Annotated in this window: 18 protein-coding genes; 13 read left to right on the top strand and 5 right to left on the bottom strand. The window is 65.4% G+C overall.

Going from position 1 to position 15,970, the window contains the following annotated elements; all coding sequences use genetic code 11:
* Positions 1 to 3 precede the first annotated feature (3 nt).
* Positions 4 to 1,128: an MlaD family protein gene (locus K7711_RS08860; RefSeq protein WP_222966402.1), complete on the top strand. Its 1,125-nt coding sequence runs from the start codon at positions 4 to 6 to the stop codon at positions 1,126 to 1,128.
* Complete coding sequence (locus tag K7711_RS08855; RefSeq protein ID WP_222966400.1) at positions 1,125 to 2,414, top strand: MlaD family protein; 1,290 nt, start codon at positions 1,125 to 1,127, stop codon at positions 2,412 to 2,414. The genes K7711_RS08860 and K7711_RS08855 overlap by 4 nt, the downstream gene beginning before the upstream one ends.
* Positions 2,415 to 2,483: 69 nt before the next feature.
* Here K7711_RS08855 and K7711_RS08850 read toward each other — a convergent pair whose 3' ends face one another.
* From K7711_RS08850 to K7711_RS08840, 3 genes are all read right to left on the bottom strand, one after another.
* A complete protein-coding gene (locus tag K7711_RS08850) occupies positions 2,484 to 3,041 on the bottom strand; it encodes a TetR/AcrR family transcriptional regulator (RefSeq protein ID WP_222966398.1) in 558 nt (185 codons plus the stop codon).
* Positions 3,042 to 3,540: 499 nt separating this feature from the next.
* Complete coding sequence (locus tag K7711_RS08845; RefSeq protein ID WP_222966396.1) at positions 3,541 to 3,822, bottom strand: hypothetical protein; 282 nt, start codon at positions 3,820 to 3,822, stop codon at positions 3,541 to 3,543.
* Entirely contained in the window at positions 3,819 to 4,208 is a 390-nt protein-coding gene (locus K7711_RS08840) for a MerR family transcriptional regulator (RefSeq protein ID WP_222966394.1), read from the bottom strand. The genes K7711_RS08845 and K7711_RS08840 overlap by 4 nt, the downstream gene beginning before the upstream one ends.
* Before the next feature lie 146 nt (positions 4,209 to 4,354).
* Between K7711_RS08840 and K7711_RS08835 the strand changes: the two genes are divergently transcribed.
* From K7711_RS08835 to K7711_RS08805, 7 genes are all read left to right on the top strand, one after another.
* Positions 4,355 to 4,774, top strand: a complete 420-nt coding sequence (locus K7711_RS08835; RefSeq protein WP_222966392.1) for an Hsp20/alpha crystallin family protein — start codon at positions 4,355 to 4,357, stop codon at positions 4,772 to 4,774.
* 30 nt (positions 4,775 to 4,804) lie between these two features.
* Positions 4,805 to 5,122, top strand: a complete 318-nt coding sequence (locus tag K7711_RS08830) for a hypothetical protein (RefSeq protein WP_222966390.1) — start codon at positions 4,805 to 4,807, stop codon at positions 5,120 to 5,122.
* A gap of 332 nt (positions 5,123 to 5,454) precedes the next feature.
* Positions 5,455 to 5,688, top strand: a complete 234-nt coding sequence (locus K7711_RS08825) for a hypothetical protein (protein WP_222966388.1) — start codon at positions 5,455 to 5,457, stop codon at positions 5,686 to 5,688.
* Between the two features lie 614 nt (positions 5,689 to 6,302).
* Positions 6,303 to 6,779, top strand: coding sequence for an MmyB family transcriptional regulator (locus K7711_RS08820; RefSeq protein WP_222966386.1), 477 nt, complete (start codon positions 6,303 to 6,305; stop codon positions 6,777 to 6,779).
* 1,135 nt (positions 6,780 to 7,914) lie between these two features.
* On the top strand, positions 7,915 to 9,195 hold the full coding sequence (locus K7711_RS08815; protein ID WP_222966385.1) for a helix-turn-helix domain-containing protein: 1,281 nt from the start codon (positions 7,915 to 7,917) through the stop codon (positions 9,193 to 9,195).
* A 5-nt stretch (positions 9,196 to 9,200) separates the two neighbouring features.
* The gene (locus tag K7711_RS08810) at positions 9,201 to 9,830 is read left to right on the top strand and encodes a 2'-5' RNA ligase family protein (protein ID WP_222966383.1); all 630 of its coding nucleotides are present in this window, start codon (positions 9,201 to 9,203) and stop codon (positions 9,828 to 9,830) included.
* Between the two features lie 10 nt (positions 9,831 to 9,840).
* A complete protein-coding gene (locus tag K7711_RS08805; protein WP_222966380.1) occupies positions 9,841 to 10,506 on the top strand; it encodes a YdcF family protein in 666 nt (221 codons plus the stop codon).
* A gap of 189 nt (positions 10,507 to 10,695) precedes the next feature.
* Here the strand turns inward: K7711_RS08805 and K7711_RS08800 are convergent, their stop codons facing one another.
* Positions 10,696 to 11,115, bottom strand: coding sequence for a GlcG/HbpS family heme-binding protein (locus tag K7711_RS08800; protein ID WP_222966378.1), 420 nt, complete (start codon positions 11,113 to 11,115; stop codon positions 10,696 to 10,698).
* 98 nt (positions 11,116 to 11,213) lie between these two features.
* On the opposite strand from K7711_RS08800, the gene K7711_RS08795 reads away from it, so the two are divergent.
* Both K7711_RS08795 and K7711_RS08790 read left to right on the top strand, forming a co-directional pair.
* Positions 11,214 to 11,663: a MarR family winged helix-turn-helix transcriptional regulator gene (locus K7711_RS08795; RefSeq protein WP_222966376.1), complete on the top strand. Its 450-nt coding sequence runs from the start codon at positions 11,214 to 11,216 to the stop codon at positions 11,661 to 11,663.
* A 77-nt stretch (positions 11,664 to 11,740) separates the two neighbouring features.
* Entirely contained in the window at positions 11,741 to 12,331 is a 591-nt protein-coding gene (locus K7711_RS08790) for a hypothetical protein (protein ID WP_222966374.1), read from the top strand.
* Positions 12,332 to 12,342: 11 nt separating this feature from the next.
* Here the strand turns inward: K7711_RS08790 and K7711_RS08785 are convergent, their stop codons facing one another.
* On the bottom strand, positions 12,343 to 13,275 hold the full coding sequence (locus tag K7711_RS08785) for a hydroxyquinol 1,2-dioxygenase (RefSeq protein WP_222966372.1): 933 nt from the start codon (positions 13,273 to 13,275) through the stop codon (positions 12,343 to 12,345).
* Between the two features lie 313 nt (positions 13,276 to 13,588).
* Between K7711_RS08785 and K7711_RS08780 the strand changes: the two genes are divergently transcribed.
* Both K7711_RS08780 and K7711_RS08775 read left to right on the top strand, forming a co-directional pair.
* The gene (locus K7711_RS08780) at positions 13,589 to 14,863 is read left to right on the top strand and encodes a cytochrome P450 family protein (RefSeq protein WP_235746611.1); all 1,275 of its coding nucleotides are present in this window, start codon (positions 13,589 to 13,591) and stop codon (positions 14,861 to 14,863) included.
* 538 nt (positions 14,864 to 15,401) lie between these two features.
* The gene (locus K7711_RS08775) at positions 15,402 to 15,968 is read left to right on the top strand and encodes a sigma-70 family RNA polymerase sigma factor (RefSeq protein ID WP_222966885.1); all 567 of its coding nucleotides are present in this window, start codon (positions 15,402 to 15,404) and stop codon (positions 15,966 to 15,968) included.
* Positions 15,969 to 15,970 lie beyond the last annotated feature (2 nt).

Below are 15,970 nucleotides of genomic sequence, written 5' to 3'. Positions count from 1 at the left end.
AGGATGCGACGACGAGTGCCACCACGTCGGCGCTTGTGCGCTGTAGCCGCCGCGGTGACCGTCTCGACCACGGCATGGACCGCCACCGGCTGCTCGGCCAGCCTGGACACCCTGCCGCTACCGGCGCCGTCGGTGGGCAGCGGCAGCTACTCGCTCACGGCCACCTTCGACAACGCGCTGAATCTGCCGGTCAAAGCGAAGGTCCGGCTCGACGGCGCCGATGTCGGTGAGGTCGCCTCGATGCAGGCCGACAACTACACCGCGGTGGTATCGATGCGCATCGAATCCGGTGTGCGGATACCGGCGGGCAGCACCGCCGAACTCCGCTCGGCCACCCCGCTGGGCGACGTATTCGTCCAGCTGGCCCCGCCCCCGCACCCGAACCCGGCCGCCCCCGACCTCGGCGACGGGGCGAACATCTCGTTGCCGTCGACCTCGGCCGCGGCCACCATCGAGGAATTGCTCACCCGGGCGTCGCTGCTCGTCAGCGGCGGCGCGATCGAGAACCTGACCCGCTTGGCCAACAACCTCGGCCGAGCCGTCGGCGGGCGCGGCGACCGCCTCGCCGACATGATCGCGCAGACAACACAACTGGTGAACAACCTCGCCGCCCGCAGCAACAACATCCGCGATGTGCTGGCCACCACCGCGAACCTCAGCGCCACCCTGGCCGCGCAACGCCCCGGCCTCGGCGACGCGGTCGCCGCGGCCGGACCCGCGCTGCTGGTCATCGGCGAGAACACCCAGAACATCGTCGACCTCATCGGACAGGTCAACCGGATCTCCCAGCAGCTGTCACATTTCCCCTCGGTCAACGGCACCAACGACGGCAGCCTGATCAGTTCGGTGAACAAACTCGCCGCCGGCCTCAACACCGCCGCGACCAACCCGAACGTCGACCTCAACGGCCTCAACAGCATCCTGCCGATCATCGTGAAAGTCACCGACGCCTCCTCGGCCCATGTCGATGTCGACGTCGCCGAACTCGCCCTCGGCGCGGCACCCGACCCGAACACCCCCGCCGACCCCGGCGCCAAGCCCCCCGACCTCACCGACTGGGTGAACTTCGTCGGATCCCTCGAATACACCCTCGACCGCGTCAACGACCACATCAGGACCCACCGATGACCACCCGCGGCCTCGTGCACACCCTGCTCGAGCCACCCGCACGAGCGATAGTGGCCACCGTCCACGTCCTGGCCCGCCACCGGCTGCTCACCGCGATACTCGGGCTGGCACTGGTCCTGGCCCTCGGCACCGGATACCTGGTCGTGGGCTCGCTGCAGATCAACCCGCTCCGATCGCAGTATCAGGTCCGGGTCGAACTGGCCGAGTCCGGTGGCCTGCTGGCCGGCCAGGACGTCGCCCTGCGCGGAATGCCGGTGGGCCGCGTGCAATCGGTACACCTCGAGCCCGACAAGATCGTCGCGATCGTCACCATCGACTCCGATATCCACATCCCCGCCAACGGCGATGTCCGAGTCACCTCACTGTCCGCGGCCGGGGAACAATTCCTGGACTTCCTGCCCACCGCAGACCACGGCCCTTACCTGTCCAGCGGCTCGGTGATCACTTCCGAGCACACCGCGACCCCGATCCCGATGGCCACCGTGCTCGGCGACGCCAGCGGCACCCTCGATCAGATCGACCCGGCCAAAATCGCCACCATCGTCCACCAGATCGGCGCCGGCCCCGCCGGACCGGACAAACTCGCCGACATCCTCAACGGCGGCACGTTCCTGCTCACCACCCTGGGATCGGTACTACCGCAGACCACCACCCTGCTGAACAACAGCAAGACCGTGCTGACCACACTCGGCAATGCCGCACCCACACTGGAATCGACCGCGGCCAACCTGAACCGCGCGACAGCCGGAACCGCCTCGATGACCGGCGGCTACCGCACCCTGGTCGGCACCGCACCGTCCACCCTCACCGGGATCGATAACGTCATAGCCGACAACTCGGCGAGCATGGTGAAGATCCTGGCCAACCTCACCGTCACCGCCCGGATGGCGCACGGGCACGCGCCCGCACTCCAGGAATTCTTCTTCCCCCAGCAACGCACCGGCTCGGTCCTGGACGCCATCAGATCCGGATTCCACGACGGCGGCATCTGGGCACTGGTCAGCATCTACCCACGCTATGCCTGCGACTACAACCTGCCACGAGCCGCAGGAAGCACCCCCGATTCCCCCGAGCCCTACCTAAACGCCCGCTGCGACAACCACAAACCTTCCGTACTGGTCCGCGGCGCGGACAACGCCCCCCGCCCGCCCGACGACCACACCGCCACCACACCTCCCGGCGCCGACCCTCGGCAAAAAGCCGACCCCACCCCGACCGGCCCACTCACCATCCCCACCCCCTACGGCGGACCATATGTTCCGAAAATCGGTGTGCCCCAACGGTGATCAACAACCGCGATCGGCACCCCGCACCACACCGAAGCACGCAGGGCACACCCAGTTCATGCCAGCAGATCATTCTCCGCCGGCGAAGGCCGGTCCGAGGAAGTTCTTCAGCATCTGATACTCCACCTCGGGATCCTTCACCGGCCAGCACCACAACGCCAGGACCACCCGCAACAACCATTGCGCCGCAACCGAATCGGCCTGCGTGCCACCGATCATCTCCTCGGCCAATTGTTCCACGACCGGCGACTCGGTCACCCATTCACCGTCACGCCCGTTGCGGATCGAACCGATCACCATCGGCCCCAACGGATGAGACCGAATCCGCCGCAATGCCACCACAACGGCAGTGACCACCCGATCCGGCCCCTCGAGCGTCCGGATATTCTCCCGCACGAGATCGACGATGCGAGCCGAGATGATGCCGATCACCGCCTCGCGAATCGCACCCTTACCGCCCGCGTGCCGATAAATGGTCGCCGGTGAGCAGTGGATCTTACTGGCCAGCGCCTCGATCGTGAACGCGTCCACCCCATCGCGGGCAATCAATTCCGCTGCCGCAGCGTAGATCCGGTCGGACGCCTCAGCCTGGCGGTTACGCCCGATCAGCCAATCCCTCGACGGCACAGCACCACACCCTCTGATAAAAAGTCTCCAACTCTCCTCGCAATGAGAAATATATCGGACAATTCTCGCGCACGGGGGTGCTTCGCGAGTTGCCGAGAGTTCTGCGGGCTGCGGATGGATACTTCCCGGCCACCGACGGTGCCCCGCCGCCCTTCGCTGGACGGACGCGAACCATCATTACCACCAACGACCACGGGTCCACCGCTCTGGGCGAGCCGGTCGATCTCGGTGTTTGCACCTGGACCGAATCGGTCGAATACCTGTGCACGGCACCTGGACTGGATGATCAGCCGTTGTCGCGCCGTAGGTTCTCCGCGGACCGGCAGCATCACCTCGTGTCGCAACGGTTGATTCCAGACTTCGGCGACGAGCCCCTCAGTCAGATGCAACTGTGATTCGTCGGTTTGCTCGTCAGGATTTCAGCGATACGGTCATCGGTCAGGAACGAGTCTGCGGCGATCGTTCACCGTGTGGCGCGAGCCGCGAAGTAGGTTCGCGCTCAGTGTGTTTCGTCGACTGTTCCCGGTGCGCGGGGGCGTGCTCGTGTCGTGATGTGGTCGTCGAGTCGTTCGAGTGCTTGTTGCAATGTCTCGACTTTGGTGTGCAGCCGGGCTTGCACGGTAAGGGCGGAGGTGAGCGCGATTTGGTGCTGTTGCTGGATCTGTTCGATCTGGTGCAGGGTGTCCAGGTCGCGGGCGATCTGGTCCAGGATCGTGCGGAGCTGCCGCAGCGCTGCGGTGCCTGGATCCGGGGGCAGTGTGCGGGACTGTGTGCCGGTCATGGGGTTTCGGGGTGGTCGCGCAGGCGGTCACGTTCGGCGGTGAGCGCGGCGTTGCTGTCCCGCAACTGGGTGTTGCTGTTTTGTAGTGCGGTGTTGGCGTCTTCGAGGTCCAGGATCCGCGCGATCGCGGCGAGGTTGACTCCTTGCCCGGCCAGGGTGGCGATGCGGGCGAGTCGGGTCAGGTCCTGGTCGCTGTAGCGGCGGGTGCCGCCCGCGCTGCGCGCGGGGGTGAGCAGCCCGTGCTGTTCGTACAGGCGCAGCGAATGCGTGCCCATCCCGGCCAGCTCGGCGGCCACCGAGATCCCGTACACCGCTTGGGCGGGCCTGGGCCGGTGGGGGTGAGCACCGCCGGGCGGGGCGTGGTGGTCGTGTCGATCCGGCAGCATGACGCATCCTCTCTTGCTTTCTTCAGGTTACCTCACCGCGAGTCTTGCGCTCGTCTCAGTAGAGTGCTAAAACAAATCTAAGTCAGATGACACAGGTTATCTGAGTTTCCTTCGATCGAGAATGGAGTGATCAGGAGGTGGCAACCATGTTGATGCGTACCGATCCGTTCCGGGATCTGGATCGTTTGACCCAGCAGGTGTTCGGCACGCCGGCCCGGCCGGTGGTGATGCCGATGGACGCCTGGCGCGAGGGTGATGAGTTCTTCGTCGAGCTCGACCTGCCCGGCATCGACCCCGACTCGCTGGACTTGGACATCGAACGCAACGTGGTGACCGTGAAGGCACAGCGGCCGGAACTGGACCAGGGCCGGTCGATGATCGCCGCGGAACGCACCCGCGGAGTGTTCTCCCGCCAGTTGTTCCTGGGGGAGAACCTGGACACCGACGCGATCCGCGCGGACTACCGCGACGGGGTGCTGCGCCTGGTGATCCCGGTCGCGGAGAAGGCCAAGCCCCGCAAGATCGAGATCAGCCGTCACGACGAACATCAGGCGATCAACGCCTGACCCCGGCTCACCTCACGAGAAGGTCTTGTGATGGTGCCCGAGACGATGTGCGCGTGCGGTCCCGCGACGAGCGAGGCCACCGAGAAGCTGTCGGAGCTCGATGCCCGGCTGCTGGGGTTGGATCCCGATCTCGAGGAGTTGTTCGCCGAGATCGACGAGGTCCTGCGCCGGGCCGAGGACCGGTGGGAGTCCCCGCCGCTGCGCGAACGCGGGACGCCCTGGCCGCGGGCCGGGCCGCGGTGCCCGCCTGCCCGCCTCCATGGACGCCGGCCCGGCCCGGCATACGCCAGGGGACGTGGCCCGCCCCGGGCAAGAGGTCGGCTCGATGCGGTATCCGATGACCAGTGAGAGCGAGGTGATGCCAGTCGCAGACATCGACAACAACGCAGATGAAACGAAACGTTCTCCTACACAACTGTTCTCGCGACCACGGGGCGGCGTCCGGCCCGATCGCCTATCCCGGCACGGTCCGCCCGGGCCTGTGGGGCCCGGCGCGTGCACGGCCACTATCGGTGGCATCAACCCGGGCACGGATCGTCGCCCGCCCGCGAGAACAGCCCCGACCATGACGTTCGAATTCGTTCCGTCCACGGGTGGGCCCGGTCAGCTGAGTCTTCCGGGCCCACCCGGCCCCTTCCACCCCGTCGACCCCTCGTGAGAAACCCCCAGGAGGGACCGCCATGCCCCACCCGTGGATCTTCGCCCCGGCAGGCAGCGACCTCGACCGTGCCGAGCAGGACATTCTCCTGCGCGAGCGCGAGCGCGACGCCGGACTGGACATCAGCACGCTGACGCCGCCGCCCGACACCGTGCGCGCCGCACTCGATCCCGCCGACCTCGCCGACCGTATCGACCAAGCCTGGATCACCCCACTGGACTGCGATGACGACTACGACCACGACACCGCCGACTGACCCCGCCGCCCGTCGGACAGTCCCCGACGCGGCCACCCGCCGGATGATCGCCGCCGCAACCGATCCCGGCGGCATCCGGGGCGTACAGCGACACCGCCCCCGCCGCCCGCGCCCCTGGTGGGCCACGATCATGGCACCGGCCATGCCCACCGACCCGGCCACACCGAGATCCCCCGACCCCCGTCACCCCCGCGCCCGCAATCCCTACCCACACCACCTCCGACCGGTCAGCAGCGCCACCCGCTGCTGACCAGGCACGCACATATCGGCACGCGACCCGACGCCCGGTTGCCGACTCGAGCACCGCTTGCCGCGAGCACCAGAACACCAGCCCGAAGGCCACCATGACATCACCAACACAGGCCGGTTCAGCTAGGCACACCACCGGCATGAACCACACGCCCACGCGCGCAACCGATTTCGATGTTCCCGAAAACTCACCAGTGGTGCACTGGCCCGACCCCAGCCCGCTGGCCCACTGGTGGACAGAGATCATGGACGGCGCCCTCATCCCGGCCGCCGCATCCCCGGCGAGGTGATGAGATCCATGCTCACCCTGCTCGCACTGCTGGTGACCGTTCCCTCGCTCGCCGCACTGGCCGGCTGGACGTGCGTTGCTGCCACCTGCTGGCACGAAATCCGCTACCACTACCGGCAACCACCACCCCACCAACCCGCAACCCGCACCCGGACACCGGCACTTCGGTGACCAACTCTCCACCGACCCGGAGGCCCAACGGTTCTACGCCGACTGGCACGACGTCGCCCGTAATTCGGTGGCCGGGTTCCGCTTCGGACACGGCGAAGCTCCCGACGATCCGCGAATCCAGCAGGTACTCGACGAACTACTCGACCGGAGCCCCGAATTCGCGCGCCTGTGGACCACCCACGACGCACGGGGAAAAGCCCTGGAAAGCAAGCGTTTCCACCACCACGACGTCGGCCCGATCACCCTGACCATGCAAACCTTCGACGTCCGATCCACCCCCGGCCAAGCCCTCGTCGTCTACCATGCCGCCCCCGGCACCCCCAGCAGCCAAGCCCTCACCCTGCTCGGCACCCTCGCCGCCACAGTCCGCGAAGAGTCCTGACCGGACGCGCTTGTCCGGCCGTTTGCAACATGATCGCCCAACAGCTGCCGATGGCTCATCCGTACTGCTCTGCTGAGCGCGCGTAGACAAACGGCTATCCTTTCGGGGTTGCTATGGTCATCGAATCCTGTTGTCCTCGTGCGAATTCCGGTGAGCGTCACGGTCTGCCCACTCGTCGAGCCCTTCCGCGATACGGATCAGGAGAGCCGCGGACGGCAATGTGGTTGGGTAGCGGGGAAATCCGGATTCGCCGGGCGTCCGGTGGGGGAGTCTGTCCGTCACGTTGGCAACTCGTGATCGGGGACGCCGTCCCGAGTCTGCTCGGGGTGGACAGGCAGTTCGATCACCGACGGCAATTCGGAACCGCCGCAGTATGCGGCTATGCATGTGGCGCAACAGAATACGCGACCGTCACATCGACGTAGTATTCGAATTTCCTTGCCGCACCAGTCGCACCATCGGTCGTCCTCCGACCCGTTTCGGCGGCTCATCGGGCCGCCGCCCAGATCGCGCGCTCGGTCGCAGTCACGTCGGAGTTCGTGGTCAGGTCGGCGTGAGAAGTCATGTCGACATCTCCGAATTGCGGGACAGCACGGCGAGGTATCACATGCGTGCTCATCGCATCTCTCCGATCCAGGGTTGCCGAGGGCGTATGTGGCCTGCGTCGACCAAGGTCATCCAGGCAGCGTCCTTACGTGCGCAGTTGCCGCGTCGGCAGGCCCGGTGCGATTGCATGATGTGGTGAGCCTCGGTCGGCGTGAACGGGATCTTCGGTGCTTCATGAGGCCATCCGGTGCCCAGGTTCGAGCTCATCGGATGAGCCTGGGCTGCCTGGGATTTCGCGAATCGCGGCCGATCGTCCGCTAGCGAGTACGCAGCGAGGGCCAGAGCCGCGACGGCGGCGGTGATACCGATCAGGAGCGATGTCGTCAGCATCGGAACCTTCGGGGTGTGCGGGGTCGGGTGGACTCTCCCGATGCCGAGGAGTTTCATTGTGAGACTGGACATCCCGGCATCGGGAGCTGACCTCAGCCTGCACGGTCCGAATCGGGTAATAACAGTGCGGAAATGGGGTGAAAGTGGCTAGAAGCAGGTAATTTGAGTTCGGACTCACTCGTAGGCAGGGAGCAACTCTATGGTTAGCATCGAGTGGACACCCGAGCAGATTCGCGCGCTGCGCGAGGCAACCCGCCGGAGCCCACTAGAATTCGCTCGCGCCGTGGGGGTAACGAAACGGACGCTTCGGCTCTGGGAGTCCGGTCAGGTCAACACTGTGCGTGAGGCGAGCAAACGCCTGCTGTACGAGTTGTTGGAGAACGCGCCTGAGGATGTCCGGACACGATTCAGGTCCGCCATCGCTCGGACGAACACGGCGCAGATCAACGAACCGGCCGACATGCTTGTCGCCACTGCTGACGTTTCTGCTGCCGTCCTGTCGTGGGCGGAGGCGAGTAACGTGGGCTCGCTGACGATTCAAGACCTCCGTGGCAACTTGCGCTGGGCTACCAAGGAATACCTCAATTCCCCCACGTTGCCGCTGTTTCGACGGGTTGTAGAGACCCGCAACCGTGCGATCGAACTGTTGCAGGGTCGGCAGCGGCCGAGTCAGGCAGCGGAGTTGTATGGGATCGCAGGATGGTCGATGACGATCCTGGGCTGGATGACCACGGATCTCGGACGGGCAGATATTGCGGATCGGCATCTGCGGGCCGCGTGGGCATTGGCGGACAACGCCGATGACGACGAACTCAGGGGATGGATCTGCGCAGCTCGGAATACATCGGCGTCGTGGCGCGGCGACTATCATTCGGCCGTCGAAGCGGCGACCGATGGGTTGGGATATGTCGGAGCCGGCACCGCGTCACTGATTTCGGCGAGTGCTTTGGCGATAGATCAGGCGCGAGTGGGTAACGCGGCGGGTTCGAGTGCAGCGTTGGAATTGGCGCTGGAAACCGCGGCTCGGCTGGCGGAAACCCCTCAGCCGGACACGCTCGCCGGGCCATTCACGTGCTCGTTCGAGCGAGCCGGAGGGTATTGGGCTGACGCCGCTCTGCTGAACGGCGATGCCGGCCAGTCCATCGAGTACGCAGCAACTGCTGTGCAGGGCTTCCAGCAGACTGCTCCCGCGCTCCGGAATCTGGGGTCGGAGCGAATGGTCCGGTGTCAGCAGATCAAGGCGTACCTCACGCTGGGGGATGTCGATATGGCTGCGGCGCATCTCGGGGAGGTGGTTGCGATGACACCATCGGAGCATCGAATGGGGCCGCTGGTGCAGCGCGTAGATGAGATCGCCGAATTGGCGAGGGCGACGTCGCGAACTTCTTCGGCGGCGCGAGAGATCGGCGAGATAGCCGCCGAGTTCCGAGCAGATCTCGATGGGTTGCCCGCCCTGGCGACACAGGCCGGTGAAGAATGAGGTGCGTGTCTGATTCGACCCGTGATCACTGGTGGTGGCGTCCGGGCTGGCGTGCGGGTAGGTCGTTCTATACCTGGCATGTGACGTTCGGGGAGAACTCCTCGGTCCGAGCGCTCGTGGACCGGTTCGCTCCACTGCTGGAAAGGATTCCGACGATGCAGCCTGTGGCTGGGGAGGGACTGCATATCACTGTGCAGGGCATCGGGTTCACCGATGAAGTTGCCCGCGCGGATGTTGAGCAGATCGTTACGGCGACAGCGGAGTACCTCGGTCGGCGTGAGCCGTTCGATGCGATATTCGGACCGCCTGCCGCCGATCGGGAGACGATCGGGCTTCCGGTCGCGGGATCGGAGTTGGTGCGGGTCCGGACAGATCTTCAACAGGCCATAGGGGATGTCTGGGGCGCACAGTGTGTGCCGGAACGGGATGCTCGTTTCGGACCGCATCTGTCGCTCGCCTACTCCACGGGGGAGGGCTCGATATCCGAATTGCAGCAGTTGATCGACGAAGCACACCTCGAACAGCTGAAAGTGACGGAACTAATTTCCGCGGTTTCGCTGATCGAGCTCAACCGTGATCACCACCGGTACGAATGGGTTGAGGTCGCCAGTGTGCAGCTGGGGTCGGGTCGGTAGGACCGGTCCGATGTCGAAGACGACACTGCCCGACCATCTCCGAGCCGACGTCGAGACGCTCTGGAATTACAACCAACTCGACCACGACATTCGGCCCGTCGACATCGGAATCGGCCTGGGCAGTCACGATCTGGGTGTTGCGACCTACACGGCTGAGCTGCACAAGCGAGGTGTCTTCCCTTCGATCGTCTTCACCGGCGCCAACGCGCCCACCACTGTCGAGCGGTTTCCACGGGGCGAAGCAGTCCACTATCGCGAGCATGCGATCGGTCTCGGGGTGCCCGAGAGTGCGATCCTCGTCGAACCCAACGCCACCAATACCGGTGAGAACATCGACTTCACACGGGCTCTCCTCGAACGGCACCGGATGCTCGAAGCGGTCCGCTCGATCATGCTCATCTGCCGTCCCTATCAGCAGCGTCGCAGCTATGCGATCGCTCGAAAGCGTTGGCCTGGTGTGGAAATCGTGTGCGGCTCGTTGCCGCTGCCACTCGATGAGTATATCGAAAGCATCGGCGATGTCGATCGTGTCATCAATATGCTCGTTGGAGACACCCAGCGAATCCGGGTATATCCGGCCAAAGGGTGGGCGGTCACGCAGGATGTGCCGGGCGATGTCGAGGCCGCGTACTCCAGGCTAGTGGAGGCAGGGTTCGTCAACCGCCTCCTGCCGTAGTGACACTCATATGTCCTCGCGGAGTCGACTGCCAATTCAGTGTTGCAGGACAACATGTTTCGGAAGTCGACTTCTCCGAGGCTGCGTACTCGTGCCGGTTTGGGCGTGATTCTTGCCGGGTTGCTTTCTGCTGAATGCGGCGAAGTGTTTGCTCTGCAAGGCCTTTCTGTCGGCGGACGAGCAGTCGGGCTAGGTCGACGCAGGGGACGAGAGGGAAGTGAGGCCGATTTCGGCGCAGGCGTCGTCGTGTTCGGGCATGCCTCCGCTGACTGCGATCGCGCCGACCACGGTGTCGCCGTGGCGAATCAGGCGAGAGCCTGCGCCTGCGATGACGGGTGTTCCTGCTAGCTGGTCCATCTGGGCGAACAGTGCGGGCCACGCTTGCTGTAGGCGCGTCAGCTCGCTGCCGTCGCGGTGGAACAATGCCACGCTGGAGGCTTTCGCGGGGGCGATTCGGGCCGACAGGGGTGGTGCGCCGTCCATGCGATCGACGAGTAGCGCGTGTCCGCCGCCGTCGACGATCGCGACCGTGACTCGTGCGCCGAGTTCGGTGGCGTGCTCGCGTACGCGGGCGCTGACGGTCCGTGCTTGTTCCGAAGTGAGTGACATCGCTTCGCCTTTCATAATCCTTGGGTAAACCAAGCTTGGTTGACCCCAGGATAATCGTATTCGTGGGGTGAACCAAGAGTTTGGCTAGACTTCCGTGCATGGAGCCGGAGGAAACGCCCACGCGTCTGCGCAACAAGCCGAGCTGGCTCATCAGCAAGGCTGCTCGACGGTCGCAGCGGCTCATCGGCGAAGCGATGGCCGCACTCGACGGTCGCGCCTACCACTTCGCGATCCTCGCCGCGCTCGACGAGTTCGGGCCGGACAGTCAGGTGCGGATCGGCCGGCGGTGCGGAATCGACCAGAGCGACATGCACGCCATGCTGCGGGAGTTGACCGAGCAGGGCCACGTCTCGCGTACCGCGGACCCTCAGGACCGGCGACGTAACCTGATCACCGTGACCCGATCGGGCCGACGACGCCTGAAAGAACTGGACTCGGCACTCTCGGCCGTCCAGGACGACCTGCTGAAACCCTTGTCGGCCACCGAACGAGACAGTCTCGCCGTACTACTCACTCGCGTTCTCGAACACGCCGACCCGGCTTCGTGATCGGGTGTGGGCGCAGCGATTTCAGCCGCACCGAGTTGGTTCACGCGTACAATTCCCCCATTTCCCGGGGAGGTGCTGTGCATTCGAATCGAACGACGATGCATCGTGACGAGGTCGGCGCGATGATCGTTCGGGACGTGGCTGCGCCGCGGACCGCGGTGTGGATCAGTCGGCACGATATCGCGTTGCGGTGGCGGCTACTCGACTTGTGGATGATCGCGGTCGGAGTCGCCGCCGCGGTCACCGTGGTTGTCGTGCTGGTCTATCGCCTTCTGTGGCTCGTGCTCGGGTGGTTCGGGGCGCCTGAGCAGTATCCCGCGTGGAACAGCATCTGGTCGGTGCTCGCGACGTTCGTCGTGATCCTGGTGCTCGTGGTGCTGTTGTTCGCGGGGTTCTCGGTGCGGGATGTGCGTCGCGGTGCGTCCTGGGTGCGACGTCATGCGAATCCCGGTGCGGTGCTGGAGATCCGCTACCTCTCGGACGCACTCGAGGTCGCTACCGCCGACGGGATCGTCGATTACTGGTACGACCATATCGAGTGGGTTCGTGTCCGGGAGCGGACCGTTGCGCTGTACGGGCAGTTCAGGTTACGGGTGCTGCCGCGCGAACTCTTTCCTCCGGGGGCTTTGGCATTCCTGGAATCCACTGTGGGAGTAAAGGTTCGGTAGAACCCTGCGATTCAGGGATACTCCGGGGCCAGGACGATGTCGAAATGTACTCGGCTCCAGGTGCTGTCGCCGAGATCGCGGCCATCGGGGGTGGGAGTTCCGGCGGGCTGGCGGTCGAATCGCTCGATCAGTGAATCCTTGACGCCGAATACGCAGTCGCCCAACGCGAGTTGCGGGTCGTCGGCATCGAAGATGTGGGTCACGAGGGTGCGGTAGCCGGGCGCGGTGACCATGAAGTGCAGATGGGCCGCGCGCACGGGCGAGCGTCCGGTCGCCTCGAGCAGGTCCCCGACCGGACCGTCGTGCGGGATGGGGTAAGGGGTGGGAGTCAGGCCCCAGAAGCGGTACGCGCCTTCGGAATCGGTGAACATGTGGCCGCGGCCGTCCAGATGCTCACCCGGGTACTGGACGTCGTAGAAGCCCTCGGCGTCGGCCTGCCACACCTCGATCCGCGCCCCGGCGACGGGTGTGCCGTCGGTTCCGTTGACCGTTCCGCTCACCCAGCACGGCTCGCCCGCCGCCGCATGCGCGATGTCGCCGCCCAGCGCGATGTGCGGTGAATCCTCGACGAAGAACGGTCCGAACACGGTAGCCTCGGTCGCCGCCCCCTGCGCCGGATTGGCCACCGCGATGGTCTGCATGGACGCACCCAGCACATCGGACAGCAGAATGAACTCCTGCCGCCGATCATCGGTGATATGCCCGGCGCGAGTGAGGAATTCGATACCGGCCTGCCACTCCTGCTCGCTCAACCGCACCTCCCGGATGAACGCGTGCAGATGCCGCGTCAACGCCTGCATCACCACTCGCAACCGCGGATCCGGCGTCCCTTCGAACGAGTCCACCACCCGCTCGATCAACTCCCGCTCCCGCCGCGCCTGCTCCGCGGAGATGGTCGGCTCCTGCGCCGCGCCATCCCCCTGCGACCCCTCCCAGGACACCATGAGGATCACCTTTCTGCGCTGATGATTCGGGACGTCGGCACCCATCCGGCGGCGCGTCGCACATCGCGCTCGGAGCTGATGGTAACGCTCGAACACCAGCCGATTGCCGGACATTCACCGATGAACGGCCACGTCCTTCGTACGAGCCGCCCGTTTCTTCGCATCCGTGCCGAAAAGTCCGTTCAGCGAAGAAGCTAGCCGGTAGGCTGCTGAAGCCCTGTCGCCCAGTACGGACATGAGGCAACACTGTTAGCCATCGGCCGACAGCGGAACCTCTGCCGCGTTTCACGGTTCATTCTCTGGAGTAACCCCTTTGACCACATCACATTCGGATCTGTTCGGAGTCCCCGCCACCGCGACCGGTTGCCCGGTCGCGCACACCGGCTCCCCGGTCGACCCCGAAGGCCCCCGAATCTTGCTGGACACACCGGAATTCGTCGCCGACCCGCACCGCGCCTATCAGGAGATGCGCGATCGCCACGGGTCGCTGGTGCCGATCGAGCTGTCACCGGGTGTACCTGCGACGCTGGTCATCGGCTATCACACCGCGCTGCGAATCCTCAACGATCCCGACCATTTCCCGGCCGACCCACGGGCATGGCAGGTGAGCGTTCCCGAAGATTGCCCGGTGCGCCCGATCATGCAGTGGTATCCGAATGTCATACGCAACACCGGTGATCTGCACCAGCGTTACCGGCAGGCGTTCACGACCGGCTTCAATGGGGTCGACCTGCACAGATTGCATGCGACGGTAGAGCGGATCGCCATCCCGCTGATCAACGAATTCTGTGAATCCGGATCGGCGGATCTGGTGTCCCAGTACGCGTTTCCGCTCGTCTTCGAGGTGCTCAATCAGATGGTCGGGTGTTCGGCGGAGCTGGGCGCGCGCGTGGCCAGCGGGATGGCGGCACTGTTCGACACCGTGAACGCCGCCTGGGGTCTGGAACATCTGAGCCGGGCGCTGATGGAGTTGGTCCAGCTGCGGCGCGCGGTACCCGGCGACGATTTCACCTCCCGGATCGCGCACCATCCGGCCCGGCTCACCGACGAGGAGATGCTCTACAACCTGATCGTCTTCTACGGCGGGGGTATCGAACCGCAGCAGAATCTGATCTCCAACACCCTGCTGCTGATGATCACCGACGGTCGTTTCGGTGGCGACATGCTCGGCGGCAGCCTGTCCACCCGCGACGCGCTGGACGAGGTGTTGTTCAAGGATCCGCCGATGGCCAACTTCTCCATAACCTATCCGCGCCAGCCGATTCTGATCGAGAACACCTGGCTGCCCGCCCATCAGCCGGTGGTGGTCAGCCTGGCTGCCTGCAACAACGATCCGCTGATCGCCGGCGGCGACCGCACCGGTAACCGGTCGCATCTGGCCTGGGGCGCGGGCCCGCATGCCTGCCCGGCCCGCACGGTCGCCTATCTTGTGGTGCAGGACGCCATCGATCAACTGCTCGACACCCTGCCCGAGATCACCTTGGCGGTTGATCCGAGCGAGATCAGCTGGCGCCCGGGACCTTTCCACCGCGCGATGGCGGCACTCCCGGTCACCTTCCCGCCGTCACCCCGACTGAATCCGGTGTGAGGACGCCGACCATGTCGCCAAGTCCCAGTTGAGGTTTGCCGCACCTCAGGCCGGAGAGGCCGAAAGTCCTCTATCCGAGGGACCAAGACCATCAGGTGCGCGTCGCACCCTCTCGCACCAGTAAACGATGGGCATACTCGACTGCGGCGGTCGTGCCAGCACAGTGTGAAACACGTTCCACCGTTAGATCTTTCAGCTTCGCCAGGGCTGGTTTCCGGCTTCGGGCCGGGGCGCGCCTCCCGGTTCGAGGCGCTCGAACAGTGGGGTTCTGGTTGTGGCTTACGCATTGTGTGAACTGCGCGACGTCATCGATTCGGTGACTGTCTCCGCGGCGGGTTCGTCGACGCTGCCGGTGTCTGTCGAGTCGGGGGCCGCGGAGGCGTCGGAGGTAGCCGGCGTTGTGCCGGAACAGGTTCGGCGAGTCGAGGGCGAGGTGCGGTTGGTGCCGGGGTCGGCCGGGGAGGTATCGGAGGTATTCGGCGTTGCGCACGAACAGGTTCGACGGTTCGACAGCGCGGCGCAGCAACAACCGTTCCCGATCACCGACGAGTTGGATGCCCTCGTCGGCGCCGCGACGCAGGGGGATCGGTCGGCTCTCGTCCGGGTGCTGGAGATCGTCCGGCCGCCGGTGGTGCGTTATTGCCGGGCGCGGATCGGGTACGCGGAGCAGCGGCAGGTGTCCGCCGACGACGTCGCGCAGGAGGTCTGCCTGGCGGTGATGACGGCTCTGCCGCGTTATCGGGATCTGGGGCGGCCGTTCATGGCCTTCGTCTACGGGATCGCCGCGCACAAGGTGGCCGATGCGCGCCGAAATATCGCCCGGGACAAGTCGTATGCGACCGATGAGGTCCCCGAGGTCGTCTGCACCGATTACGGACCGGAACAGCGTGCCATCGAATCCGAGGACAGGCGGCGGGTGCACGCTCTGCTCGCGGCGCTTCCGGAGCACACTCGCGAGATTCTGGTGCTGCGTCTGGTGGTCGGTCTGTCCGCGGAGGAGACCGCGACGACGGTGGGCAGCACCTCGGGGGCGGTGCGGGTGGCGCAGCATCGCGCGCTGACCAAGCTCAGGGCGATCGTGCGGGCCGAGGATATGGCCGGCTGAGT

Source organism: Nocardia coffeae (genome assembly GCF_019890715.1).
GTDB classification, from domain to species: Bacteria; Actinomycetota; Actinomycetes; order Mycobacteriales; family Mycobacteriaceae; genus Nocardia; species Nocardia jiangxiensis.
This window is presented reverse-complemented; position numbering and strand designations above follow the sequence as displayed.